Source organism: Cryptosporangium aurantiacum (genome assembly GCF_900143005.1).
GTDB classification, from domain to species: Bacteria; Actinomycetota; Actinomycetes; order Mycobacteriales; family Cryptosporangiaceae; genus Cryptosporangium; species Cryptosporangium aurantiacum.
This window is the reverse complement of sequence record NZ_FRCS01000020.1, coordinates 34,742-58,627: the sequence shown is the minus strand read 5'-3', so window position 1 is coordinate 58,627 and position 23,886 is coordinate 34,742. Positions and strand designations below refer to the sequence as shown.

The following is a 23,886-nucleotide window of genomic DNA, read 5'->3' as shown; positions in this document are numbered from 1 at the left end:
ATGGTCGGCGAGAAATCGGTCGCCCCCGCAGCCGAGCCCGCCAGCGCGGCCGAGCCCGCCAGCGCGGCCGAGTTCGGCAGGTCGGCCGCGCCCGGCAGGTCGGCCGCGCCCGGCAGGTCGGCCGCGCCCGGCGGGGCGCCGCCGGAGCGGCGGTTGGTGAACGACATCGCGCGGCAGTTCGCGCATCTGCCGTCCGCCGCGGCTGCGGACGCGGTCGCGGATCACGTGCGTCGCTTCTGGGACCCGCGGATGCGCGCGCGGCTGCTCACGCTGGCCGACGTCGGTGACGACGGCCTCGACCCGCTGGCCGCTGCGGCGGCCGCCCGTCTCCGGTGATTGATCCCACTGGCCCGCACGGTGGCGTGCGGGCCAGTGGCCTGCGCACTTGGTATCCGACCGACTGTATGCTGTAAACCAGCATTCGCGGCTGACCGAGCACCGCCGGAGGATCGATGAGCGAGACGGGCCCGGCGCGGGGTTCGCGCTCCCGGCGCAAGCCGCTGGAGCGTCCGGCCCCGCTGCGGCAGGTAGTCACCGACGAGATCGCGGACATGATCATCACCGGTGAGCTGCAGCCCGGTGAGCATCTCGTCGAGCAGGAGCTCGCGGCCCAGCTCGGCGTGTCCCGCCAGCCGGTGCGCGAGGCGCTGCAGCGGCTGCACTCCGAGGGCTGGGTCGATCTGCGGCCCGGTCTGGGCGCCTTCGTCCACACGCCCACCGCCGAGGAAGCCGACCAGCTGCTCGCCACCCGCACGCTGCTGGAGGCGGAGTCGGCGCGTCTCGCCGCTGCGAACGCCACGCCCGCCCAGGTGGAGCAGCTGCGCGAGCTGCAGGCGGCCGGTGAGGCGGCGGTCGCCGCGGACGACGACGCGGGCATGGTCGCGGCGAACGCGGCGCTCCACGCGCAGATCATGACGATGTCCGGCAACAAGGTGCTCACCGAGCTGATCGCGCTGGTCGACAGCCGGGTGCGCTGGTACTACCGGCCGATCGCGCGGTCGCGGGGCCGGGAGGCCTGGGACGAGCACCGCGAGCTGATCGAGGTGATCGCCGGCGGCAACGCGAAGAAGGCCGGCGACTTGATGCGCAAACACACCGAACGCACCCGCAAGACCTACCACGCTGCACGGCCCGCCCAGAACGCGCCTGACGGCCGGGCCGACGGACTTGAGACCGCGTAAAGGTCGAGGCGTCCGTCGGCCCGGACGCCAGCCACGCTCTGGACGGGCTCCAGGTCCGTAGATTCGGCAAGGGCGCCTGAGCGTTCGTCCACAGCCGATGCTTGGCCCTTACCGGGCCGAGCGACGGGCGGCGATGCTGCTCGCCATGGATTCGGACTGGGACGCGCTCCGTGTCCGGCAGCACGGCGCGGTGACGCGGAGCCAGTTGCTCGCGCACGGCGTCACGGTCAAGACAATGGTGTCGCACGTCGCCGCGGGTCGGTGGCAGCGGCCGTTGCCGGGCGTTCTGGTGACTTTCACCGGGCCGATGCCGCCGATGACGATCTGTTGGGCGGCGCTGCTGTACGCGGGTTCGGGCGCGGTGCTGAGCCACACCACGGCGGGCGTGTTGTGGCGGCTGCTTCCGGGGCCGCTGGCGCCGCCGGTGCACGTCACGGTGCCGGCCGATCGTTCTCCGCGGCCACGGCGTGGCCTGGTGGTGCACCGCTCGTCGCTGCCGCTCGAGGCTGTCGCGGATCCACCGCGGACGTCGGTGGCCACCACGATCGTGGTGCTGTGCAGCCGCGCTCGCCGACCGACCGACGTCACCGCGATCCTGGGCCGGGCCGAACAGCATCATCCCGGGGCCGTGCAGCGCGCTCGGGAGATCGCGGCGGACATCGGCAACCTGAGGTGGCGCGCCGAGCTGCTCGCGGCCGCGGACGACGTCAGCGGTGGGGCCCACTCGCCACTGGAGCGCCACTACCTCGTGGACGTGGAGCGGGCGCACGAGCTGCCGATCGGTGAAAGCCAACGCCCGGTCGGGGATACCCACCAGGACGTCTACTACCGCGAGTACCGGACCATCGCCGAGCTGGACGGCCGGGACGTGCATCGCGGCGCTGATGCCCGATTCCGCGACATGACGCGGGACAACGCTGCGCTGGTGCGCGGCGAGGTGACGCTGCGGTACGGCTGGGCGGATGTCCGGCACCGCCCCTGTGCCGTAGCGGCCGAGGTGGCCGCCGTACTCCGGACCCGTGGCTGGCGCGGCAGCCCGAAACCCTGTGGCCCGGGCTGCCGCGTCGCCGGCGCCGCGTGAGCGCTGAACACTTTGTGCCCCTCCAGGGGCACAAAACGTTCATCCTCGATTGTGGACGGACGAGGCTACTTGTACATCGTCTGGTTCATCGTGCCGGGGGCGTAGGCATCGGGGTCCACCCAGACGTTGATCAGGGACGGCAACCCCGACTCGCGGGCCCGCCGTAGCGCCGGGGCGATGTCCGCGGGGTCGCGGACCTCCTCGCCGTACCCGCCGAGCATCTGGGCGAACTTGTCGTAGTGCACGTCGCCGAGCGTGTTCCCGACCCGCTGCCGCGCCTCGCCGTACTTGCGCATCTGCCCGTACCGGATCTGGTTCATCGACGAGTTGTTGCCGACCACCCCGACGAACGGCAGGTTGAACCGCACCATCGTCTCGAAGTCCCACCCGGTGAGGCTGAACGCACCGTCGCCGAACAGGCAGACGACCTCCTTGTCCGGCCGGGCGTACTTCGCCGCCAGCGCGAACGGGACGCCGACGCCGAGCGTCCCGAGCGGGCCCGGGTCCATCCAGTGCCCGGGGGACTTCGGCTGGACGACACCGCCGGAGAACGTCACGATGTCGCCGCCGTCCCCGATGAAGATCGAGTCGGGGGTGAGGAACTCGTTGATCTCGTGTGCGAGCCGCAGCGGGTGGATGGGGGAGGCGTCGGACAGCTGCCGCGGCAACCGCTTCTGGTAGGCGGCGTTCTCCTCCGCGCGCAGCTCCTCGAACCACGCCCTGCGCGACGTGACCCGCCCGGTGACGGCGCGGGTCACCGCGGCCAGCACCGCCCCCGGGTCGCCGACGATGCCGAGGTCGATGTCCCGGTTCTTGCCGACGGTCCGGTAGTCCAGGTCGATCTGGACGACGGTCGCGTTCGGCGGCAACCGGCGGCCGTAGCCCATCCGGAAATCGAACGGCGTCCCGACGATGAGGATCAGGTCGGCATTGTTGAACGCGTACCGGCGGGACAGGTGGAAGTGGTGCGGGTCGCCGGGCGGCAGCGAGCCACGCGCGGAGCCGTTCATGAACACCGGGACGCCGAGCGTGCGGGCGAAGTCGATCGCCGCGTCGGTGCCGCGGCCGGTCCAGACCTGGCTGCCGAGAAGCACCGCCGGCTTCTCCGCGTGCTGGACGAGGTCCGCGAGCCGCTGCACGGATGCGGGATCACCGGCGCTCTTCGTCGACGTCCGGTAGCGGCCGCTCTGCGGGATCGTGCAGTCGGCGAGCGCTACCTCGGCGTCCAGGACGTCCCGCGGAATCTCCAGGAACGACGGCCCGGGTGCGCCGGCGTAACACTCGCGGAACGCCATCGCGACCATGTCCGCGCAGCGGGTGGTGTGCGGGACCGTCGCCGCGAACTTCGTGATCGGCGCCATCATGTCGACGTGCGGTAGGTCCTGGAGCGAGCCCATCTTGTGCTGGCTCAGCGCGCCCTGCCCGCCGATCAGCAGCATCGGGCTCTCCGCCCGGAAGGCGTTCGCGACCCCGGTGACCGCGTCGGTGGTGCCGGGCCCCGCGGTGACGACCGCGGCGCCGGGCTTGCCGGTGATCCGCGCGTACCCGTCGGCGGCGTGGGCCGCGACCTGCTCGTGCCGGACGTCGACCACCGCGATGCCCTCGTCGACGCACCCGTCGTAGATGTCGATGATGTGGCCGCCGCAGAGGGTGAAGATGACGTCGACGCCCTCGGCCTTGAGGGCCTTGGCGACGAGGTGCCCGCCGGAGATGCGGTCCGGGTCCTGGCTGCGCTTCCGCAGGATCTCGGCGGTCGCTTGTGATTCGGACGCCAAGGTGGGCTCGGTTGCGGTGCTCATGTCCCTCAACTCCTCGCAGAACGGGGTCGGGTTGCAGACTGCATACCGTATGCGGCATCCATATCGTCCACCCGTCCGGACGTACTGTCTAGCGGATCGTCTGCAGAACATTGCATACAGTATGGCGCGCGGTTACGCTCGCCGCATCATCCGCACGACCGGAGGACGGTGCTGTGGACCTGTACGAGTACCAGGCCAGGGATCTCTTCGCGGCGTACGGCGTCCCGGTGCTGCCGGGCGTCGTCGTCGCCACGCCGGAGGACGCACGGGCCGCTGCGGCCGACCTCGGGTCCGCGGTGGTCGTGAAGGCGCAGGTGAAGACCGGCGGCCGGGGCAAGGCCGGCGGCGTCAAGCTGGCGAAGGATCCCGACGAGGCGAAGCTGCGCGCCGAGGAGATCCTCGGCATGGCCATCAAGGGCCACCGGGTGAACCGCGTGCTGGTCACCGAGGCCACCCGGATCGTCGACGAGTACTACTTCGCCTACCTCCTCGACCGTTCGGAGCGGACGTTCCTCGCGATGGCGTCGCTCGCGGGCGGCGTCGAGATCGAGGTGACCGCGGCCGAGCGGCCCGAGGCGCTGGTACAGGTCCCGATCGACCCGCTGACCGGCGTCGACGAGACCAAGGCCAGGGAGATCGTCCGGGCCGCCGGACTGCCCGAGGAGGCCGTCGAAGCCGCGCTCACACTCTGGACGACGTTCGTCGCCGAGGACGCGCTGCTGGTCGAGGTGAACCCGCTGGTCCGGGACGCCGACGACACGATCGTGGCGCTGGACGGCAAGGTCACGCTCGACGACAACGCGGCGCCGCGCCACCCCGGCCACGCCGCGCTCCGCGACCCCGACGCGGCCGATCCGCTGGAGGCCAGGGCCCACGCGAAGCACCTGAACTACGTCCGGCTGGACGGCCAGGTCGGGGTGATCGGCAACGGCGCCGGCCTCGTGATGTCGACGCTCGACGTCGTCGCGTACGCCGGGGCGACGTACGGCGGTGTGACACCGGCGAACTTCCTCGACATCGGCGGCGGCGCGTCCGCCGAGGTGATGGCGAACGGCCTGGAGATCGTGCTCGCCGACCCGGGCGTCCGCAGCGTGCTGGTCAACGTCTTCGGCGGCATCACCGCCTGCGACGCGGTCGCGGACGGGATCGTCCGGGCGTTCGCGCTGCTGAAGAGCCGGGGCGAGCCGGTGGACAAGCCGGTCGTCGTCCGGCTGGACGGCAACCGGGCCGACGAGGGCCGGCGCATCCTCCGGGTCGCCGCGTTACCCGGCCTGGAGCTCGTGGACACGATGGACGGAGCAGCGGCCCGAGCCGCCGAGCTCAGCGTCCGGGAGGTGTGAGATGGCGATTTTCCTGACCGAGAAGAGCCGTGTCCTGGTCCAGGGCATGACCGGCGCCGAGGGCACCAAACACACCCGGCGGATGCTCACCGCGGGCACCACGGTGGTCGGCGGAGTGAACCCGCGGAAGGCCGGGACGACCGTGGACTTCGACGGTACGCGGCTGCCGGTGTTCGCCGGGGTCGCCGAGGCGAAACGTGAAACCGGCGCGGACGCCACCGTCCTCTTCGTGCCGCCGGAGCACACGTTGAAGGCCGGGCTGGAGGCGATCAGCGCCGGGATCGAGCTCGCGGTCGTGATCACCGAGGGCGTGCCGGTTCACGACACGGCGGTCCTCTGGGCGCACGCGGTCGCGGCGGGCAACACCACGCGGATCATCGGACCGAACTGCCCCGGCCTGATCAGCCCGGGGAAGGCGAACGCCGGCATCATCCCGGCCGACATCACCGGCCCCGGGCGGATCGGATTGGTGTCCAAGTCCGGGACGCTGACCTACCAGCTCATGTACGAGCTGCGTGATCTCGGGTTCTCCACCTGCGTCGGGATCGGTGGTGACCCGATCGTCGGCACGACCCACGTCGACTGCCTGCGGGCGTTCGAGGACGACCCGGAGACCGACGCGATCGTGATGATCGGTGAGATCGGTGGGGACGCCGAGGAGCGCGCCGCCGAGTACATCGCTGACCACGTGACCAAGCCGGTCGTGGGCTACGTCGCGGGGTTCACCGCGCCGGAGGGCAAGACGATGGGGCACGCCGGGGCGATCATCTCCGGCTCGTCCGGCACGGCGGACGCGAAACAGAAAGCCCTCGAAGTCGCCGGGGTGCGGGTCGGTCGCACGCCGTCCGAGACCGCATCGCTGCTTCGGGAGGTTCTTGCCTAGTCCAGAGAGGACCACTCTGGGTGCGATACGTTCGTTCGCGGCGATCCTTCGACGACGAGGGGAGCGTGCGGTGCGGTGGAACCTGCGGTGGGTGGCGGCGAACGCCGGCGTCTGGCGAGCGAGTGACCTCCTCATCGCGTGCCGGGAGGCCGGGTACTCACCCTCGCTCGGCAAGGTCGCTTCCTGGTGGAACACCACGCCGACGACCGTGCGGCTGGCCGACCTCGACATGATCTGCACGGCGCTGCACTGCCGGGTGGCCGACCTACTCGAGTCCGAGCCCCCTGCCCCGGACCGCAGTGCCCCGGCCGACGCCCGGTCCCCGGCCGACACCCGGTCCCCGGCCGACACCAGGCTCCCGGCCGATGGCGCCGCGCCGCCCACGGCGGCGGTCCCGCCCGAGGCGGGCTCGCCGGCCACCCCCGGCTGAGACGCGCGCCCGGGCTGAGACGTGCGCCCGGCTCGAGTCCTGCCAAGCAGCCCCCGACCTCCCGGTCGGGGGCTGCTTCGTGTCGGCGCGGGCATTGACCGGGTGCCATACTGCATACAGAATGCAATGCATGACGGAGCTACTGCGCTACGACGTCAACCTCTCGATCCTGTTCACCGAGTTACCGCTCCTGGAGCGGCCCGCCGCGGCACGGCGTTCCGGGTTCGACGCGGTCGAGTTCTGGTGGCCGTTCACGGACGCGGTCCCGTCCGATGCCGAGGCAGAGCGGTTCGTCCGCGCGATCCGGGACGCCGGTGTGCAACTGGTCGGCCTCAACTTCTTCGCCGGCGACCTGGCGGGCGGCGACCGGGGCGTCCTCTCCTGGCCGGGCCGCACCGGCGAGTTCCTCGACAGCGTCAACGCCGCGGTCGCGATCGGCGCGCAGCTCGGGTGCCGCCGCTTCAACGCGCTGTACGGCAACCGCCTGGACGGCGTCGACCCCGCCGAGCAGGACGACGTCGCGACCGAGGCGCTGATGCTCGCCGCCCACGCCGCGGCCCGGATCGACGGCGAGGTGCTGATCGAGCCGCTCTCCGGCGCGCCGCGCTACCCGCTGCGGACCGCCGCGGACGCGCTCGGCGTCTTCGACCGGCTCCCCGGCCGCAGCAACCTGCGGTTACTCGCCGACCTGTACCACCTGGCCGTCAACAACGACGATCTGGACGCGCTCGTCGAGCAGCACGTCGCCCGCATCGGCCACGTCCAGATCGCCGACGCGCCGGGCCGGCACCAGCCCGGCAGCGGCACGCTCCCGCTGCGCCGGTACCTCGACCGCCTGTCCGCGAACGGCTACCGCGGCTGGGTCGGCCTCGAGTACGCCCCGGAAGGCCCCAGCGCCGACAGCTTCGACTGGCTGCCGTGTGAGCAGCGAGCATCCGCCGAGCAGATTGCATTTGCGAGGGCTGGGGGTCTTCCGAATGCAATCCGCCCGGAGGTGTCGGCGCCGCGCGGCGCCCGCACGATCGGGTTTCTCGGGCTGGGTGTGATGGGGGCGCCGATGTCCCGGCACCTGGTCGCCGCCGGGCACACCGTCACCGGCTACGACGTCAACGCGGCCGCGGTCGAGGCGTTCGTCGCCGACGGCGGCGCGGGCGCGGGCAGCGTCGCCGACGCGGTGCGCGGCGCCGACGTCGTGATCACGATGCTCCCGAACCACCCGCAGGTGGAGGAGGTCGCCGACGAGGTACTGGCGGTCGTACGGCCGGGCACGCTCTGGATCGACATGAGCACGATCCGTCCCGAGACGTCGGTGGCGGTCGCGGAGCGCGGCGCGGAACAGCGCGTCCGGGTGCTCGACGCCCCGGTCTCCGGCGGCCAGGCCGGGGCGCAGCAGGCGACGCTCTCGATCATGGTCGGCGGCGACGAGGCCGACGTCGCCGACGCCCGGCCGATCCTCGACACGCTCGGCACCACCGTGCGGCACGTCGGTGGCCACGGCGCCGGGCAGGTCGTCAAGGCGGCCAACCAGCTGGTCGTGGCCGGGATCTACGCGCTGGTCAGCGAAGCGATCGTGCTGCTGGAAGGTGCGAAGGTCGACCCGAAGACCGGCCTCGACGTGCTGGCGGGTGGCCTGGCCGCGAACCGGATCCTCGACCTCAAGCGCGAGTCGATGATCGCGCGCGAGTTCGCGCCGGGCTTCCGGATCGACCTGCACCACAAGGACATGACGATCGTGCTCGACGCCGCCCGCCGCGCCGGCGTCGCGCTGCCGGTCACCGGCCTGGTCGCCCAACTCGTCGCCGCCGGTCGCGCGATGGGCTACGGCTCCCTGGACCACTCCGCCCTGCTCAAGGTGGTCGAAGCTCTCTCCGGACAGGAGCACTGAATGCCCAAGATCCCCGCGATGCAGGCCGTGGTCGACGTTCTGGAGTCCGAGGGCGTCGACACCGTGTTCGGCTGTCCTGGCGCCGCGATCCTCCCGCTCTACGCGGCGCTGGAGGTCCACGGCGGCATCGAGCACCTGATCGTCCGCCACGAGGAGGGCGCCACCCACATGGCCGACGGGTGGGCCCGCACCACCGGCAACGTCGGCGTCGCGATCGGCACCTCGGGCCCGGCGGGGACGAACATGATCACCGGCCTCTACACCGCGCAGGCCGACTCGATCCCGATCCTGTGCATCACCGGCCAGGCGGTCTCCAGCAAGCTCCACCAGGAAGCGTTCCAAGCGGTGGACATCGTGGAGATCGCCAAACCGGTCACGAAGTGGGCGGTCCAGGTGAAGGAGGCCGCGCAGGCACCGTGGATCTTCCGGAAGGCGTTCCAGGTCGCTCGTGAGGGACGGCCGGGACCGGTGCTGATCGATCTGCCGCTCGACGTCCAGAAGGAATTGATCGAGTGGGATGCGTCGATCGACGCGCCACTGCCGGTCACGCCGGTCACCCCGCACGGGCCGCGGGTGGAACGCGCGCTCGACCTGCTGCTGGCCGCGCAGCGGCCGTTGATCCTCGCGGGCGGCGGGGTCATCCTCGCGGACGCCGCCGAGGACCTGCGCGAGCTCGCCGAGTACCTGCAGATCCCGGTGCAGGTGACGCTGATGGGCAAGGGCGCGCTCGACGACGACCACGCGCTGCACGCCGGGATGACCGGGATCCAGACGTCCCAGCGGTACGGCAACGCGTCGTTCCTGGAGTCGGACCTGGTGCTCGCGGTCGGCGCGCGGTTCGGTGACCGGCACACCGGCACGCTGGACGTGTACCGCGGCGACCGGGTGTTCATCCACGTCGACGTCGAGCCGACGCAACTCGGGCGGGTGTTCGGGCCCGACCTCGGGGTGGTGTCGGACGCGAAGCTGTTCCTGCGGGCGCTGCTGGAGGCCGCGAAACGGCGCCGGGCCGGACGCCGGCCGGGCGGCTGGGTCACCCGCGTCCAACGGCTGCGCCGCGAACTCACCCGCCGCGAGGACTTCGACGACGTCCCGGTGAAGGCGCCGCGCGTGTACCGGGAGATCAACGACGCGTTCGGCCCGGACACGTACTTCGTCACCGCGATCGGGCTGTACCAGATCTGGGGCGGCCAGCACCAGAAGGTGCACCGGCCGCGGCGCTACCAGGTGTGCGGGCAGGCCGGTCCGCTCGGCTGGGAGATCCCGGCCGCGATCGGGGTCAAGAAGGCCGCGCCGGACGCCGAGGTGGTCGGTGTGGTCGGCGACTACTCGTTCCAGTTCCTCGTCGAGGAGCTGGCGGTGGCCGCGCAGTACGACGTGCCGTTCGTGCTGATCATGCTGAACAACGAGTACCTCGGGCTGATCCGGCAGGCGGAGATCCCGTACGGGATGAACTCGCAAGTAGACATCCACTACGACGTCGTGGGCACCGACAACGTGAAGATCATGGAGGCCTACGGCTGCGCGGGGCGGCGGGTCACCGAGCCGTCCGAGATCCGCGACGCGATCGAGTGGGCGCGCAAGGAGGCCGCACGCACCAGCCGTCCGGCGCTCGTCGAGATCTTCATCGAGCGCGAGGCGAACACGCCGCACGGAGCCGCGATCGACGCGGTGGCTGAGTTCGAACCGCTGCCCTAGTCGTCGGCGTCGTCGCCGTCGGGCTCCTGCGCCGCGGGAGCCCGGCGTGCTTCGGTGCGGATCGCCAGCCGGTCCAGGTAACCGACCTGGGCGAGGATGGCCAGCCCGAGCAGGGCCATGAACACCGGCAGCGGCAGGATCATGTCGACGGCGAGCGCCCGGGTGAGGCTCTCGCCCAGCCCCGCCGTCATCGTCGCCAGCGGTGTCGTCGTGATGTGCGTGTACCCGTCATTGCCGGCCATCGCGGGCCACAGCAGGTCCTGGGCGCCGAGCATCCAGTGCACGACCACGGCGATCCCGGCCAGCGGTATCGCCGACCGCACCGCGGCCTTGGCGGTGGCGCCCTGAGCGAGCCGCCCGCGGAAGAACAGCGTGAAGACGACGAGCGCGGGGATCGAGACCCAGACCGGCGGGACCAGGTCGAACCAGCGGGGATCACCGCCGGTGATTCGGTTCTCGTAGGCGAACACCAGCGGCCCGATACCGACGAAAAGCCAGGGCGCGAACAGCAGCAGCGCCTGCTCGCTCCGCTCGCCCAGCGGGCGCAGGACGCCGAGCGCGTACCCGCCCAGCGCCGCGACCAGCACGCTGACCACGGCGGAGATCAGCGGCGGCAGCCAGGTGTCCCGGTAGATCTCGGCGGCGGAGAAGTCACCGGAGCCGTTCGCGTCGGGCAGCGACTGCCACCAGGGCCCCGCGGTGAGGGCCACGATCGCCAGGAGCAGAACCAGCAACGGCGCCAGCAGGAGCCAGGCCCCGCGCCGCGGCGGCTCGGTGCCTACCACCGGCGCGAACTCGATCCGGGCGCGGCTCCGCAGCAGCAGCCAGGTCGCGAGCAGACCGAGCACGGCCAGCGGGACGAGGAGCAGCAGCGACACTACTGACTGCTCACCCGGCTCGGCGCCGTACAGCGCGGCGCCCAGCGGCGTCGTCATCGGCCGGTGGAACGGATCGGCGACCACCACCACGTACGGCGCAGTGAACACCTGGAGGGCCCCGGCGAGCGAGGCCGCCGCGAGCACGGCCCCGACGACGTACAGCGAACCCTTGGGCCGGTCAGCGTCGCGGAACGCCGCGAGGTACACCGTCGTCGCCGCCGCGATCACGGCACCGGCGGACGCCACCGCCAGCGCCAGGAAAACCGAGTCGGGGCGGCCTTCGTCCCTGGACAGGAACGTCCAGCCGAGCAGGTAGGCGGCCGGCGCGAACCCCGCGAGCGGCACGCAGAGCACTATCCGGGTGACCAGCCGTCCCCGCCGGCCCGCCCGCTGCGCCGCCCACGCGAGCGCCGGAGCCGCCAGCAGCGTGAGGACGAGCGGCACGACCGCCAGTAGCGCGGCGCGCCCCAGGTACTCCGGGTACGACGAGTCGCGCGTCGAGCCGTCGATGTCGAACGTCATCGCGGTCGGGATCACATAGGACCAGAGCAGCGCGAGGAGCGCAGGCGTCAGCAATAACCACCCGAGGCGCGTCCGGCTCATCGTTGACACGGTAGTGCTAACGACCCAGGTATGTCCGGAGATGTTGGGCGGTCAGCGTCTCCGCGTTCGCGACCAGCTCAGCGGGCGTGCCGGTGAACACGACCTCACCGCCGTCGTGGCCGGCGCCGGGGCCCAGGTCGATGATCCAGTCGGCGTGCGCCATCACGGCCTGGTGGTGCTCGATGACGATCACCGTGTTGCCGCCGTCGACCAGGCGATCGAGCAGCCCGAGCAGCTGGTCGACGTCGGCCAGGTGCAGGCCGCTGGTCGGCTCGTCGAGGACGTACGTCACGGCCTTGTCCGCCATCCGGATCGCGAGCTTCAACCGCTGGCGTTCACCGCCGGATAGCGTGGTCAGCGGCTGGCCCAGGCTCAGGTAGCCCAGCCCGACGTCGTCCAGACGCTCGAGGATCACCCGCGCCGCCGGGGGACCCGGGGCGAAGAACGCACGAGCCTCCGCCACCGGCATCGCGAGAACCTCGCTGATGTTCTTGCCGCGCAGCGTGTAACCGAGCACCTCGGGCGTGTACCGCTTGCCCTCGCACTGCTCGCACACCGTGGCGACCCCGGCCATCATCGCCAGGTCGGTGTAGATCAGCCCGATGCCGTTGCACTTCGGGCAGGCGCCCGCGGAGTTCGCGCTGAACAGCGCTGCCTTGACGCCGTTGGCCTTGGCGAACGCCGTGCGGATCGGGTCGAGCAGGCCGGTGTAGGTGGCCGGGTTGGATCGGCGCGAGCCCCGGATCGCGGACTGGTCGACGACCACCACGCCTTCCCGGCCGGGCAGCGCACCGTGGATCAGGGAGCTCTTGCCGGAGCCCGCGACGCCGGTGATGACCGTGAGCACACCGAGCGGGACGTCGACGTCGACGTTCTTCAGGTTGTGCTGGGTCGCGTTCCGGATCGGCAGGTGCCCGGTCGGCGTGCGGACGCTCGGCCGGAGCGTCACCCGGTGGTCGAGATGCCGCCCGGTGAGCGTGCCACCGGCGCGCAGCCCGGCGACGTCCCCGGCGTAACAGAGCGTGCCACCGTGCGGGCCCGCGCCGGGGCCGAGGTCGACGACGTGGTCGGCGATCGCGATGACCTCGGGTTTGTGCTCGACGACCAGCACCGTGTTGCCCTTGTCGCGGAGGAGCAGCAGCAGGCCGTTCATCCGCTGGATGTCGTGTGGGTGCAGCCCGACGGTCGGCTCGTCGAAGACGTACGTGATGTCGGTGAGGCTCGAACCGAGGTGCCGGATCATCCGGACCCGCTGCGACTCACCGCCGGAGAGCGTGCCGGACTCGCGGTCGAGGCTCAGGTAGCCCAGTCCGATCTCGACCAGCGAGTCGAGCGTCTGGCGCAGCGTGGCGAGCAGCGGCGCCACCGACTCGTCGTCGATCGCGTGCACGAAGTCGGCCAGGTCGCTGATCTGCATCGCGCAGCACTCGGCGATGTTCTTGCCGGCGATGCGCGCCTCCAGCGCCGCCGCGTTGATCCGGGCGCCACCGCACGCCGGGCACGGCGCGAACGTCACCGCCCGCTCGACGAACGCCCGGACGTGCGCCTGCGCCGGCTCGCCGCCCTTGTCGATGAACAGGCGCTTGACCTTCACCACCAGGCCCTCGTAGGTGGTGTTGATGCCGCCGAGCTTCATCTTCGTGGCCGGCTTGTAGAGGAAGTCCTCCCGCATCTGCGGCGAGAAGTCCTTCACCTTGAGGTCCGGGTCGACCAGGCCGGACTGCGGGAACGCCTTCCAGTACCAGGAGTCCGGGGTGAAGTTCGGGACGGTGATCGCGCCTTCGTTGAGCGAGCGCTCCTCGTCGACGAGCTCGGCGACGTCGATCGTGGAGACCTTGCCGATGCCCTCGCACTCCGGGCACATGCCCTCGGGCAGGTTGAAGCTGAACGCGCTGGACGTGCCGACGTACGGCTTCCCGAGGCGGCTGAACACGATGCGCAGCATCGTGTGCGCGTCGGTCGCGGTGCCGACCGTCGAGCGCGAGTTCGCGCCCATCCGCTCCTGGTCGACGATGATCGCCGCGGACAGGTTGCGCAGCGCGTCGACGTCGGGGCGGCCGATGCTCGGCATGAACGACTGCAGGAACGCGGTGTAGGTCTCGTTGATCAGGCGCTGCGACTCGGCCGCGATCGTCCCGAACACCAGCGACGACTTGCCCGAGCCGGAGACGCCGGTGAAGACCGTCAGGCGCCGTTTCGGGATGTCGAGCGAGACGTCGCGCAGGTTGTTCTGGCGGGCCCCCCGGACCTCGATGACGTCATGGCTGTCGGCGGCGGGCGAAGACACGGGACCCCCTCGGTCGGCTCGTGTCGAACCTAACCGCCGGGACCGACAATTCTCAGCGCGCGCACCCGATGCAGGTCGTCGCCGCCGGACGTACGGCCAGCCGTTCGGGATCGATCGCACCACCGCACGCCTCGCAGCGGCCGTAGTCGCCGGCCGCGTGCCGGGCGAGCGCGCGGTCGAGCTCCTCCAGCCGGTTCACGGCCGCGGCCAGCTGCGCGGCGGTGTGCGCGCGCTCGTAGGCGATCGTGGTGCCCTCGGGGTCGTGCTCGTCGTCGGTGGCGACCATCGCGGCGGCCTCGATGATCCCGTCGAGGTCGTGGGTGAGCGCGCGGATCTGGGCCGCGGTGTCCGCGCGCTCCTCGGTGAGCACCTGCTGGATCCGGTCGGCGTACTCGTCCATCGGACTAGGAGAGCAACCCGCGGACGTAGGCGGCCTGACCGACGTGCTGGGAGTCGTCGTCGAGGACGCTGACCAGCCGGACGCCGAGCGTGACCGGCGGATCCCACCGCTCGTCGACAACCCGGTCCAGGTCGGCGGGGGAGAGGCCGGCGAGGAACTGGCGGGTGCGGGCGTGCACCGCGTCGTAGTAGTCGATCAGCGCCTGGTCGCTCTCCGGGCGGACGGCCGCGACCTGGGCCGGGGTGTGCCCGTAGCCGGTGTCGGACGCGTCGGACAGCCCGAACCGCCGCGGCCAGCCGTCGGCCGCGTACACCTGGTCCTGCTCCAGGATCTCGGCGACGTGGTCGTCCTGGACCCGGGTGAGGTGCCAGACCAGCCAGCCGATCGAGTTCGCGCCCTCGGCGGGCGCCCAGCGCAGTTGCTCCGGGCTCAGCCCTTTGACGGCGTCGCGGACCAGGTCCGGCAGGCGGTCGTAACCCTCGGTGAGCAGTTCGTTGACGTTCATTCGTCGCGCATTCCCCGGTCGTGGTTTCGATAATCCCGGCTGTTTTCACACTGTAGGCTGCCGATCTGCGCAGACCGTCCGTCCCCGTTCTGGAGTGAGCCGGGTGCAACCACCCACATCAGGAGCCGACCCGTACTACCCGTCCGGCCAGTCGGCCTACCCGGCGTCCGGTGTGCCTGCCTCCGGAGCGCCCGCGTCGCCGTCATCGGGTTACGCGCCGACGTCGAGCTTCCCGGCCGCCGGTTACCCCTCGTACCAGGAGACGCCCGGCTACTCGACGACGCCGCTGCCGCCACCACCGCCCGGCGGGTTCGCCGGGGCGCCGGGGACGTACGGGGCACAGCCGCCCGGGTTCCCACCGCCACCCGCGCCGCCGAAGCGCAACCTGTTACCGCTGATCCTCGGCATCGTCGTGGCGCTGATCGTGGTCGGCGCCGGCTGTTTCGGGTCCGGGTACCTGTTCGGCAAGAACCGCGGTGAGGCGGCGGCGGACTCCGGGCCCCGGGTCGCGGCCACCCCGAAGACGACGACGCTCGGCTCGGCGTCGCCCACGGCCGAGGCGCCCGCCGCGCAGGACGGCGTCACCGGCACCTGGAAGGGCACGTACACGTGCAACCAGGGCGAGACCGGGCTGACGCTGACGATCGAGGGGCAGGACAGCGCGCTGACCGCCACGTTCGAGTTCTATCCGACGTCGTCGAACCCGAACGTCGAGAAGGGCTCGTACAAGATGGGCGGCAACGTCACCGACGGGAGGCTGGCGCTGATCGGCACCGACTGGATCGAGCAGCCCGCCGGCTACGAGATGGTCGACCTCAGCTCGTCGGACTTCAGCGGGACGACGATGAACGGCACGATCGACGGTGCCCCCGGCTGCACGACGTTCTCGGTCACGAGGTCCTGACCCGGGCGTCCTGACCCGGGCGTCCTGACGCGCGAGGGGCGGCGCGCCCGGCGTCCGGGCAGACTGGGGGCATGGCGGAACCCCAGCGGCCGACCGGGCCGATCGAGTCGTGGGTCGAGCGGATGATCAGCGAGGCCATCGAGCGCGGCGAGTTCGACAACCTGCCCGGGGAGGGCAAACCGATCCCGGGCATCGACGACCCGCCGGACCCGCTCTGGTGGGTCAAGCAGAAGATGCGCCGGGAGAACCTCTCGGTGGTGCCGCCGTCGCTGGCACTGCGCAAGGAGGCCGAGGACGCCCTCGATAAGGCGTACGCGGCCCGGAGCGAGCAGCAGATCTGGGACCTGCTGGAGCCGCTCAACAAGAAGATCCGGGCGGCGATCCGGGTGCCGCCACCCGGACCGCCGCTGAACCTGATGCCGATCGACATCGACCGGGTCGTGCGCCGCTGGCAGGAGCAGCGCCGAGCGAGCTGAGCCCGCCCGCGGCCGCGCGGGCGGCCCCAGCGAGCAGCCCGCTACAGCGTCTTCGCCAGACGCTCGGCGAGCAGCCGTGCGAAGCGCGCCGGGTCGGCCAGGTCACCGCCCTCGGCGAGCAGCGCCATCCCGTAGATCAGCTCCGCGGTCTCCGGCAGCGCCGGGTCGTCTGCGGCCCGCCCGTACGCGTCCCGCAACCCGGTGACCAGCGGGTGCGACGGGTTGAGCTCGAGGATCCGCTTCACCGGCGGCAGCGGCTGACCCATCGCCCGGTACATCTTCTCCAGCGTCGGGGTCAGGTCGTCGGCGTCGCCCACCACGCAGGCCGGCGAGCTCACCAGCCGGGTCGACAGCCGCACCTCCTTGACCGTCTCGGACAGCGCGCCGGTCATCCAGGTCAGGAACGCTTCGAAGCCCTCGGCCTCCGGCGGAGCGTCCGCCAGGTCCACCTGCCCCTTCGCCACCGACTTGAGCGGGATGCCGTCGTACTCGGTGACCTGGTCGACCCACACCTCGTCGACCGGGTCGGTCAGCACCAGCACCTCGTACCCCTTGGCGCGGAACGCCTCCAGGTGCGGCGAGTTCTCGATCGTCGCCCGCGAGTCGCCGGTCAGGTAGTAGATCTCGGTCTGCCCCTCCGGACGCCGGTCGACGTACTCCCGCAGCGTCGTCGTGGCCGAGGGATCGGCCGTCGAGGAGAACGACAGCAGGTCGAGGATCTGCTCGCGGTTCGCGGAGTCCTCGATCAGGCCCTCTTTGAGCGCCCGCCCGAACTCGCCCCAGAAGGTGGCGTACTTCTCCGGGTGCTCGGTCTGCAGGTCACGCACCGTTCCGAGCACCTTCTTCACCAAGCGCCGCCGAACCGCCTGGATCTGCCGGTCCTGCTGCAGGATCTCCCGCGACACGTTCAGCGAGAGGTCGGCGGCGTCCACCACACCCTTGACGAAGCGCAGGTACTGCGGCAGCAGCGCCTCGCAGTCGGCCATGATGAACACCCGCTTGACGTACAGCTGGACGCCGCGCTGGGCGTCCCGCGAGTACAGGTCGAACGGCGCGCGGGCGGGCAGGAACAGCAGCGCGTCGTACTCGAACGTGCCTTCGGCCTTGACGTGGATCGTCTCCAGCGGATCGGTCCAGTCGTGGCTGACGTGCCGGTAGAACTCGTGGTACTCGTCCTCGGTGACCTCGCTGCGCGGGCGAGCCCACAGCGCCTTCATCGAGTTGATCGGCTCGTCCGAGTCGCCGAGCCGGATGGGCCACGCGATGAAGTCCGAGTACTTCTTGACGATCGAGCGCAGGACGGCCGGGTCGGCGTAGTCGTGCAGCTGGTCGTCGGTGTCGACCGGCTTGAGGTGCAGCGTGACCGCGGTGCCCTGCGGGGCGTCGTCCACGTCCTCGATCGTGTACGTGCCCTCGCCGCTCGACTCCCACCGGGTACCGGTGGCCTCGCCCGCCTTCCGGGTCACCAGCGTGACCCGGTCCGCGACCATGAACGACGAGTAGAAGCCGACGCCGAACTGGCCGATCAGCTCGGCGGTGTCGTCCGACGACTCGCGCAGCTTCCGCACCAGCTCGGCGGTGCCGGACTTGGCGATCGTGCCGATCAGCGACACGACCTCGTCGTGGGTCATCCCGATGCCGTTGTCGCGGACGGTGAGCGTGCGGGCGTCCCCGTCGGGTACCAGCTCCAGGTGCAGGTCGGAACGGTCGACGTCCAGGTCGGAGTTCACCAGGCTCTCGATACGGAGCTTGTCCAACGCGTCGGAGCCGTTGGAGATCAGTTCGCGCAGGAAAATGTCCTTGTTCGAGTAGATCGAATGGATCATCAGCTGCAACAGCTGCCGCGTCTCGGCCTGGAATTCCAACGTCTCGGTACGACCGGTCACCGTGCGTCCTCTCTGTGTCGTCGCCGGACGAAAATCTTAAGCCGCGCCCGGCGGCTCGTATGCTCGACCGCATGTCGAGTTCGCCGGACGCACCCACCACCGAACCGGAGGCCGTCCGGCGGCGGGGCGCTGAGCGGCGTCCCCAGGCCGAACGGAGCCAGGAAACCCGCACGCGGATCCTCGACGCGGCGGTCGCGCTGCTGGTCGAGGAGGGGTACGCCCGGGCCAACACGCTGGCGATCCAGGCGAAGGCCGGGGTGTCCCGCGGCCGGCTGCTGCATCAGTTCCCCTCCAAGGAGGAACTGCTGGTCGCGGCCGCGCACCACGTCTGGGAGCAGCGGCGCGGGAAGAACGCGCAGGCCGAGACGTCGCTGCCGACCGAACCCGGCGCGCGGATCGACGCGGTCATCGAACTGCTCTGGTCGACGTTCAACGAGAACCAGTTCTGGGCCGCGACCGAGCTCTGGGTGGCGTCCCGCACCGAACCGGCGCTCGCCGACGTGATCCGCCCGGCCGAACGGCGGCTGGGCCGGGCGATCTGGAAGTCGATGGACGACCTGTTCGGCCCGGAGCTGGCGGCGCACCCGACCTACCCGGTCGTGCGGCACACGTTGTTCACGAGCATGCGCGGGGTCGCGCTGACCTACGCGTTCGACCAGCGGGACCCGTCCACCGAGCCGAGCCTGGCGAACTGGAAGCAGCTCGCGAAGGCCCTGCTGCTGCGGGACTGACCCCGACTGACCCGGGAAAGCGACCTGGATCACGTCGCTCAATTTACGGTCTGCCTTGACTGTTTCTGGCTCGCCCGACGAGACTCGGCGGTAGCGAGGGGCGCCGATCGGTGCCCGACGACGGGTCAGCCAAGGGAGGCACCTGTGCGTGACGCGGTCATCGTGGAAGCCGTTCGTACCCCGGCCGGTAAGGGCAAGCCGGGCGGCGCGCTCTCCGACATCCATCCGGTCGACCTGCTCGCCGGTGCGCTGACCGCACTGGTCGAGCGCTCCGGCATCGACCCAGCAGTCGTCGACGACGTGATCGGCGGCTGCGTCGGCCAGGCCGGCGAGCAAGCGCTGAACATCACCCGCAACGCGGTGCTGGCCGCCGGGTTCCCGGAGGCCGTGCCGGCCACCACCGTCGACCGGCAGTGCGGCTCCAGCCAGCAGGCCGCCCACTTCGCCGCGCAGGGCGTGATCGCCGGCGCGTACGACGTCGTGATCGCCTGCGGTGTGGAGTCGATGAGCCGGGTGCCGATGGGCACGTCGGCGGCGGGCAAGAACCCGTTCGGGACGCTGATGCCGCAGCGGTACCCCGAGGGCCTGGTCAACCAGGGCGTCTCGGCCGAGATCATCGCCGCGAAGTGGAAGCTCAGCCGCGAGCAGCTGGACGAGTACTCGGCGACGTCGCACGCGCGCGCCGCCGAAGCCGCCACGACCGGCGCGTTCGAGCGGGAGATCGTGCCGGTCGGGGCCGTCACGACCGACGAGACCGTCCGCGGCGGCACCACCGTCGAGAAGCTCGCCGGCCTCAAGCCCAGCTTCTACTCCGAGGCGTTCGCCGCCCGGTTCCCCGACGTGACCTGGTCGATCACGCCCGGCAACTCGTCGCCGCTGACCGACGGCGCGTCCGCGGTGCTGATCGTGTCCGCCGAGAAGGCCGCCGAGCTCGGCCTGCGGCCGCGGGCCCGGTTCCACTCGTTCTCGGTGGTCGGCGACGACCCGCTGCTGATGCTCACCGGGCCGATCCCGGCGACCCGCAAGGTCCTCGACCGGGCCGGCCTGAGCATCGACGACATCGACGCCTACGAGGTCAACGAGGCGTTCGCGCCGGTGCCGCTGGCCTGGGCGCACGACCTGGGCGCCGACCCGGCCAAGCTCAACCCCCGGGGCGGTGCGATCGCGCTCGGCCACGCGCTCGGCTCGTCGGGCACCCGGCTGCTCACCACGCTGGTGAACTACCTGGAGGACACCGGCGGTCGCTACGGGCTGCAGACCATGTGCGAGGGCGGCGGCATGGCCAACGCCACGATCATTGAACGGCTCTGAGAGGACCTCACCTGTGAAGTTTTTCGACAGCGACGTCGCCCTGGTCACCGGGGGGTCGTCGGGCCTCGGCCTGGCGACCGTCGAGAAGCTGGTGGAGGACGGGGCGACGGTCGTCGTTCTCGATCTCCCCGGCTCGGACGGTAAGGCGGTCGCCGAGAAGTTCGGCCCGAAGGTGACGTTCAGCCCCGGCGACGTGACGTCCGAGGCCGACGTGGAGCAGGCCGTGCGGGTCGCGTCCGAGCAGGGGACGCTGCGGGTCGCGGTCAACTGCGCCGGGATCGGCAACGCGTTCAAGACCGTCGGCAAGGAGAACAAGCCGTTCCCGCTGGACGCGTTCACGAAGGTCATCCAGGTCAACCTGATCGGCACGTTCAACGTGATTCGGCTGGCCGCGGCGCAGATCGCGCAGGCCGACGAGGTCGACGGCGAGCGTGGCGTCATCGTCAACACCGCGTCGGTCGCGGCGTTCGAAGGTCAGATCGGGCAGGCCGCGTACTCGGCGTCCAAGGGTGGCATCGTCGGGATGACGCTGCCGATCGCGCGTGACCTCGCGGCGCTGAAGATCCGGGTCAACACCATCGCGCCGGGTCTGTTCGACACCCCGCTGCTCGGCGGGCTGCCGGACAACATCAAGGCCGCGCTCGGCGCCCAGGTGCCGCATCCGTCCCGGCTCGGTTCCCCGGCCGAGTACGGGCTGCTGGCGAGCCAGATCGTCGCGAACCCGATGCTCAACGGCGAGGTCATCCGCCTCGACGGCGCGATCCGGATGACGCCCCGATGAGCATTCTGAAGACGCGGTTCACCGAGGCTTTTGGTGTCGAGCACCCGATCGTCCAGGGTGGTATGCAGTGGGTCGGCCGGGCCGAGCTCGCCGCCGCGGTCTCCGAGGCCGGAGGCCTCGGCCTGATCACCGCGCTGACCCAGCCGACCCCCGCCGACCTGGCGAAGGAGATCGCCCGGGCGCGGACGCTGACCGACAAGCCGTTCGGCGTCAACCTGACGATCCTGCCGACGATCAGCCCGCCGCCGTACGACGAGTACCGCCGGGTCATCGTCGACGAAGGCATCCGGATCGTGGAGACCGCGGGCTCCAACCCGGAGCCGCACATGGACCTGTTCAAAGAGCACGGCGTCAAGATCATCCACAAGTGCACGAGCGTGCGGCACGCGCTCAAGGCGCAGCGGATCGGTGTCGACGCGGTCTCGATCGACGGGTTCGAGTGCGCCGGTCACCCCGGTGAGGACGACATCCCCGGCCTGATCCTGATCCCGGCCGCGGCCGACAAGCTGACGATCCCGTTCGTCGCCTCCGGCGGGTTCGGGGACGCCAGGGGCCTGGTCGCGGCGCTGGCGCTCGGCGCGGACGGCATCAACATGGGCAGCCGCTTCATGTGCACGGTCGAGTCGCCGATCGACGAGGCCGTCAAGAAGGCCATCGTGGCCGGCGACGAGCGCGACACCGAGCTGATCTTCCGCCCGCTGCGTAACACCGCACGGGTGGCGAAGAACTCGGTGAGCACCGAGGTCGTGCGCATCCTCAACGAGGGCGGCGAGTTCGCCGACGTCCGGGAACTGGTCGCCGGCGCACGCGGCAAGCTGGTGTACGAGAACGGCGACGTCGAGGCCGGGATCTGGTCGGTGGGCCTGGTCCAAGGGCTGATCAACGACATCCCGACCGCCGGTGAGGTGGTGCGCCGGATCGTCACTGAGGCCGCCGACCTGATTCGCGGTAGGCTCGCCGGCCTGGTGGCGGCTGACCCGGTGGGGGTGGCGTGATGGGCGAAATCACGGTCCAGCGCGACGGCGCGGTCCTGACGATCGCGCTCAACCGGCCGGAGCGGCTGAACTCGGTCACCACCGACGTGCTCAACGACCTCGCCGACCTGATCGAGGAAGCCGCGGCGGACGCCGAGGTGCGGGTCATCGTGCTGACCGGCACCGGCCGGGCGTTCAGCTCCGGCGCGGACCTCAAGAGCGGCGCCACGGCGACCGGGAAGCCGGGCACCGACACGATCCTCGCGGCGAACCGGGTCATCCGGGCGCTGCGGGACGCGCGTCAGCCCACGGTCGCGGCGGTCAACGGCCCGGCGGTGGGTGTCGGCTGCTCGCTGGCGCTCGCGTGCGACCTGACGCTGGCCTCGTCGGACGCGTACTTCCTGCTGTCGTTCACCAGCATCGGGCTGATGCCGGACGGTGGTGCGACGGCGCTGGTGCCGACCTCGATCGGCCGGGCTCGGGCGATGGCGATGGCGATGGTGCCCGAGCGGATTCCGGCAGCCGAGGCGGTGGCCTGGGGCCTGATCTACAAGGCGGTGGACGCCGCCGAGCTGGCCGCCGCGCTCAAGGCGCTGACCGACCGGCTCTCGACCGGGGCGCCGCTGGCGCTGGCGGCCACGAAGCGGGCGGTGAACGAGGCGACGCTCACCGCGCTGGAGGGCGCGCTCGGGCGCGAGCTGGAGGGTCAGGGCCGTCTGCTGCAGACCGCGGACGTCGCCGAGGCCGTGATCGCGTTCATCGAGAAGCGCCCGCCGAAGTTCACCGGTAGCTGAGCGGGACGGGCCGGGGCCGCGGGGCCCCGGCCCGATCCGTTACGGCAGGGGGACGCTCACCGCGGTGTACGTCGTGGTGGGCGTCGGCGTCGTCGTGAAGCGGGCGTTCGGCGCGTAGAGCCGGTCACGGAAGACCGCGAGCGTCGTCGGCACGTCGAAGCGCGGATCGGTGATCGTCGTGGTGACCTCCGCGCTCGACCGTCCCAGCGTCAGCGCTGCGATCGTGTTGAGCCGGTTCTGCACCACGAACAGCGTCTGTCCGATCCGGAGCAGCCCGTCGCCGTTCGTCAGCAGGTACTCCGTGCCGTCCCTGGTGACCGGGATCCGCGTCGTCACCCCGGTGCGGGGATCGACGTGGAACAGGAAACCGGTGTTCGACTGGACGATGATCAGGCCCTTGCCGTCCGGCGTCCGCGCGATGCCGTTGGCGTTGTTCACCGCCGGGTCGACCACGAGCGCGCCGCTGAGCCTGATCGTCGTGACGTCCTTCTGGGTCGGTGCGCCCTTGCGCGGGATCGCGACCCGGTAGAGGACCGGCTGCCGCGAGTCGGTGAAGAACGCGGCGGACGGCGTCAGGATCACGTCGTTGACGAACGTCGGGGTGGTCGTCGAGAACGTGAGGTTCGACAGCGTCTTGCCGGTCTCGGTGTCGATCACGCGGCCGGTGCCCGCCACCCCGCCGGCGACGAACAGCCGGCCGCGGTCGTCGAGTTTGAGACCGACCGACGGGGTGCCCGGGCCCTGCGCGAGAACGCGCGATCGCCCGTTCGTCAGGTCCATTTTGAGGATGTCGCCGTCGGCCAGCGATCCGAAGTAGGCGACCGGACGGCGTCCGATCGCGATGCCTTCGGGCCGGAAGCCGTCCGGGAGCTGGTATGTGGTCGGGAACTGGGACTGGGTAGCCGGGGCGGTGGCCGCGGCCGGAGCGACGACGGTGGTCAGGGTCGCGGTGGTCGTGACGCCGGTGAGCAGCGCGGCGACGACGGCCAGGCGCGGTGCGGACTTCCAGAGCCGGGTGTCTCGCGAGTTGGCATCCATAAACCCACTAAAACTACTACA

At 71.1% G+C, this 23,886-nt stretch carries 22 protein-coding genes and 1 pseudogene; 16 read left to right on the top strand and 7 right to left on the bottom strand.

What is annotated here, in order from left to right:
- The 3 genes from BUB75_RS44645 (at nt 1) to BUB75_RS45825 (ending at nt 2,262) form a co-directional block, all read left to right on the top strand.
- Complete coding sequence (locus tag BUB75_RS44645) at nt 1-336, top strand: formate dehydrogenase subunit delta (protein ID WP_084742218.1); 336 nt, start codon at nt 1-3, stop codon at nt 334-336.
- Between the two features lie 116 nt (nt 337-452).
- Nucleotides 453-1,181, top strand: coding sequence for a GntR family transcriptional regulator (locus tag BUB75_RS38245; protein WP_073264657.1), 729 nt, complete (start codon nt 453-455; stop codon nt 1,179-1,181).
- A 97-nt stretch (nt 1,182-1,278) separates the two neighbouring features.
- Nucleotides 1,279-2,262, top strand: a complete 984-nt coding sequence (locus BUB75_RS45825; protein ID WP_143175684.1) for a hypothetical protein — start codon at nt 1,279-1,281, stop codon at nt 2,260-2,262.
- A gap of 65 nt (nt 2,263-2,327) precedes the next feature.
- On the opposite strand, the gene BUB75_RS38235 is transcribed toward BUB75_RS45825, so the two are convergent.
- Nucleotides 2,328-4,061: a thiamine pyrophosphate-binding protein gene (locus BUB75_RS38235; protein ID WP_084742214.1), complete on the bottom strand. Its 1,734-nt coding sequence runs from the start codon at nt 4,059-4,061 to the stop codon at nt 2,328-2,330.
- Between the two features lie 173 nt (nt 4,062-4,234).
- Here BUB75_RS38235 and sucC point away from each other — a divergent pair, with 173 nt between their 5' ends.
- The 6 genes and pseudogenes from sucC to gcl all read left to right on the top strand — a co-directional run bounded on the left by sucC (nt 4,235) and on the right by gcl (nt 10,297).
- On the top strand, nt 4,235-5,401 hold the full coding sequence (gene sucC / locus BUB75_RS38230; RefSeq protein ID WP_073264655.1) for an ADP-forming succinate--CoA ligase subunit beta: 1,167 nt from the start codon (nt 4,235-4,237) through the stop codon (nt 5,399-5,401).
- A 1-nt stretch (nt 5,402) separates the two neighbouring features.
- Nucleotides 5,403-6,284, top strand: a complete 882-nt coding sequence (gene sucD / locus BUB75_RS38225) for a succinate--CoA ligase subunit alpha (protein WP_073264653.1) — start codon at nt 5,403-5,405, stop codon at nt 6,282-6,284.
- A gap of 70 nt (nt 6,285-6,354) precedes the next feature.
- Nucleotides 6,355-6,714, top strand: a complete 360-nt coding sequence (locus tag BUB75_RS38220; protein WP_073264651.1) for a helix-turn-helix domain-containing protein — start codon at nt 6,355-6,357, stop codon at nt 6,712-6,714.
- A 130-nt stretch (nt 6,715-6,844) separates the two neighbouring features.
- Nucleotides 6,845-7,651, top strand: a pseudogene (locus tag BUB75_RS48670) (hydroxypyruvate isomerase family protein); the annotation flags it as partial.
- 84 nt (nt 7,652-7,735) lie between these two features.
- Nucleotides 7,736-8,599: an NAD(P)-dependent oxidoreductase gene (locus BUB75_RS48665; RefSeq protein ID WP_342761170.1), complete on the top strand. Its 864-nt coding sequence runs from the start codon at nt 7,736-7,738 to the stop codon at nt 8,597-8,599.
- The gene (gene gcl / locus BUB75_RS38205) at nt 8,600-10,297 is read left to right on the top strand and encodes a glyoxylate carboligase (protein ID WP_073264649.1); all 1,698 of its coding nucleotides are present in this window, start codon (nt 8,600-8,602) and stop codon (nt 10,295-10,297) included.
- Here gcl and BUB75_RS38200 read toward each other — a convergent pair.
- Genes BUB75_RS38200 through BUB75_RS38185 form a run of 4 tightly spaced genes read right to left on the bottom strand, consistent with a single transcriptional unit; the run spans nt 10,294 to nt 14,970 of the window.
- Complete coding sequence (locus BUB75_RS38200; protein WP_143175683.1) at nt 10,294-11,778, bottom strand: hypothetical protein; 1,485 nt, start codon at nt 11,776-11,778, stop codon at nt 10,294-10,296. The genes gcl and BUB75_RS38200 overlap by 4 nt on opposite strands.
- Before the next feature lie 16 nt (nt 11,779-11,794).
- Nucleotides 11,795-14,065 (bottom strand): ATP-binding cassette domain-containing protein, encoded by a 2,271-nt coding sequence (locus BUB75_RS38195; RefSeq protein WP_073264645.1) that lies wholly within the window; start codon nt 14,063-14,065, stop codon nt 11,795-11,797.
- A 52-nt stretch (nt 14,066-14,117) separates the two neighbouring features.
- Nucleotides 14,118-14,465, bottom strand: coding sequence for a TraR/DksA family transcriptional regulator (locus BUB75_RS38190; RefSeq protein WP_073264643.1), 348 nt, complete (start codon nt 14,463-14,465; stop codon nt 14,118-14,120).
- A 4-nt stretch (nt 14,466-14,469) separates the two neighbouring features.
- Complete coding sequence (locus BUB75_RS38185) at nt 14,470-14,970, bottom strand: mycothiol transferase (protein WP_073264641.1); 501 nt, start codon at nt 14,968-14,970, stop codon at nt 14,470-14,472.
- A gap of 103 nt (nt 14,971-15,073) precedes the next feature.
- Between BUB75_RS38185 and BUB75_RS38180 the strand changes: the two genes are divergently transcribed.
- Nucleotides 15,074-15,874: a hypothetical protein gene (locus BUB75_RS38180; RefSeq protein WP_143175682.1), complete on the top strand. Its 801-nt coding sequence runs from the start codon at nt 15,074-15,076 to the stop codon at nt 15,872-15,874.
- 71 nt (nt 15,875-15,945) lie between these two features.
- A complete protein-coding gene (locus BUB75_RS38175; protein ID WP_073264638.1) occupies nt 15,946-16,350 on the top strand; it encodes a DnaJ family domain-containing protein in 405 nt (134 codons plus the stop codon).
- A 41-nt stretch (nt 16,351-16,391) separates the two neighbouring features.
- On the opposite strand, the gene htpG is transcribed toward BUB75_RS38175, so the two are convergent.
- Complete coding sequence (gene htpG / locus BUB75_RS38170; RefSeq protein WP_073264636.1) at nt 16,392-18,236, bottom strand: molecular chaperone HtpG; 1,845 nt, start codon at nt 18,234-18,236, stop codon at nt 16,392-16,394.
- Nucleotides 18,237-18,307: 71 nt separating this feature from the next.
- Here htpG and BUB75_RS38165 point away from each other — a divergent pair, with 71 nt between their 5' ends.
- The 5 genes from BUB75_RS38165 (at nt 18,308) to BUB75_RS38145 (ending at nt 22,827) form a co-directional block, all read left to right on the top strand.
- Complete coding sequence (locus BUB75_RS38165) at nt 18,308-18,967, top strand: TetR/AcrR family transcriptional regulator (protein WP_073264740.1); 660 nt, start codon at nt 18,308-18,310, stop codon at nt 18,965-18,967.
- Nucleotides 18,968-19,111: 144 nt separating this feature from the next.
- A complete protein-coding gene (locus tag BUB75_RS38160) occupies nt 19,112-20,278 on the top strand; it encodes a thiolase family protein (protein ID WP_073264634.1) in 1,167 nt (388 codons plus the stop codon).
- 13 nt (nt 20,279-20,291) lie between these two features.
- Nucleotides 20,292-21,059, top strand: coding sequence for a 3-hydroxyacyl-CoA dehydrogenase (locus BUB75_RS38155; protein ID WP_073264632.1), 768 nt, complete (start codon nt 20,292-20,294; stop codon nt 21,057-21,059).
- Entirely contained in the window at nt 21,056-22,054 is a 999-nt protein-coding gene (locus tag BUB75_RS38150) for an NAD(P)H-dependent flavin oxidoreductase (RefSeq protein ID WP_073264630.1), read from the top strand. Before BUB75_RS38155 ends, BUB75_RS38150 begins: the two co-directional genes overlap by 4 nt.
- Entirely contained in the window at nt 22,054-22,827 is a 774-nt protein-coding gene (locus BUB75_RS38145) for an enoyl-CoA hydratase (RefSeq protein WP_073264628.1), read from the top strand. The genes BUB75_RS38150 and BUB75_RS38145 overlap by 1 nt, the downstream gene beginning before the upstream one ends.
- Nucleotides 22,828-22,866: 39 nt before the next feature.
- Here BUB75_RS38145 and BUB75_RS38140 read toward each other — a convergent pair whose 3' ends face one another.
- Nucleotides 22,867-23,865 (bottom strand): SMP-30/gluconolactonase/LRE family protein, encoded by a 999-nt coding sequence (locus BUB75_RS38140; RefSeq protein WP_218618017.1) that lies wholly within the window; start codon nt 23,863-23,865, stop codon nt 22,867-22,869.
- Between the last annotated feature and the right edge of the window lie 21 nt (nt 23,866-23,886).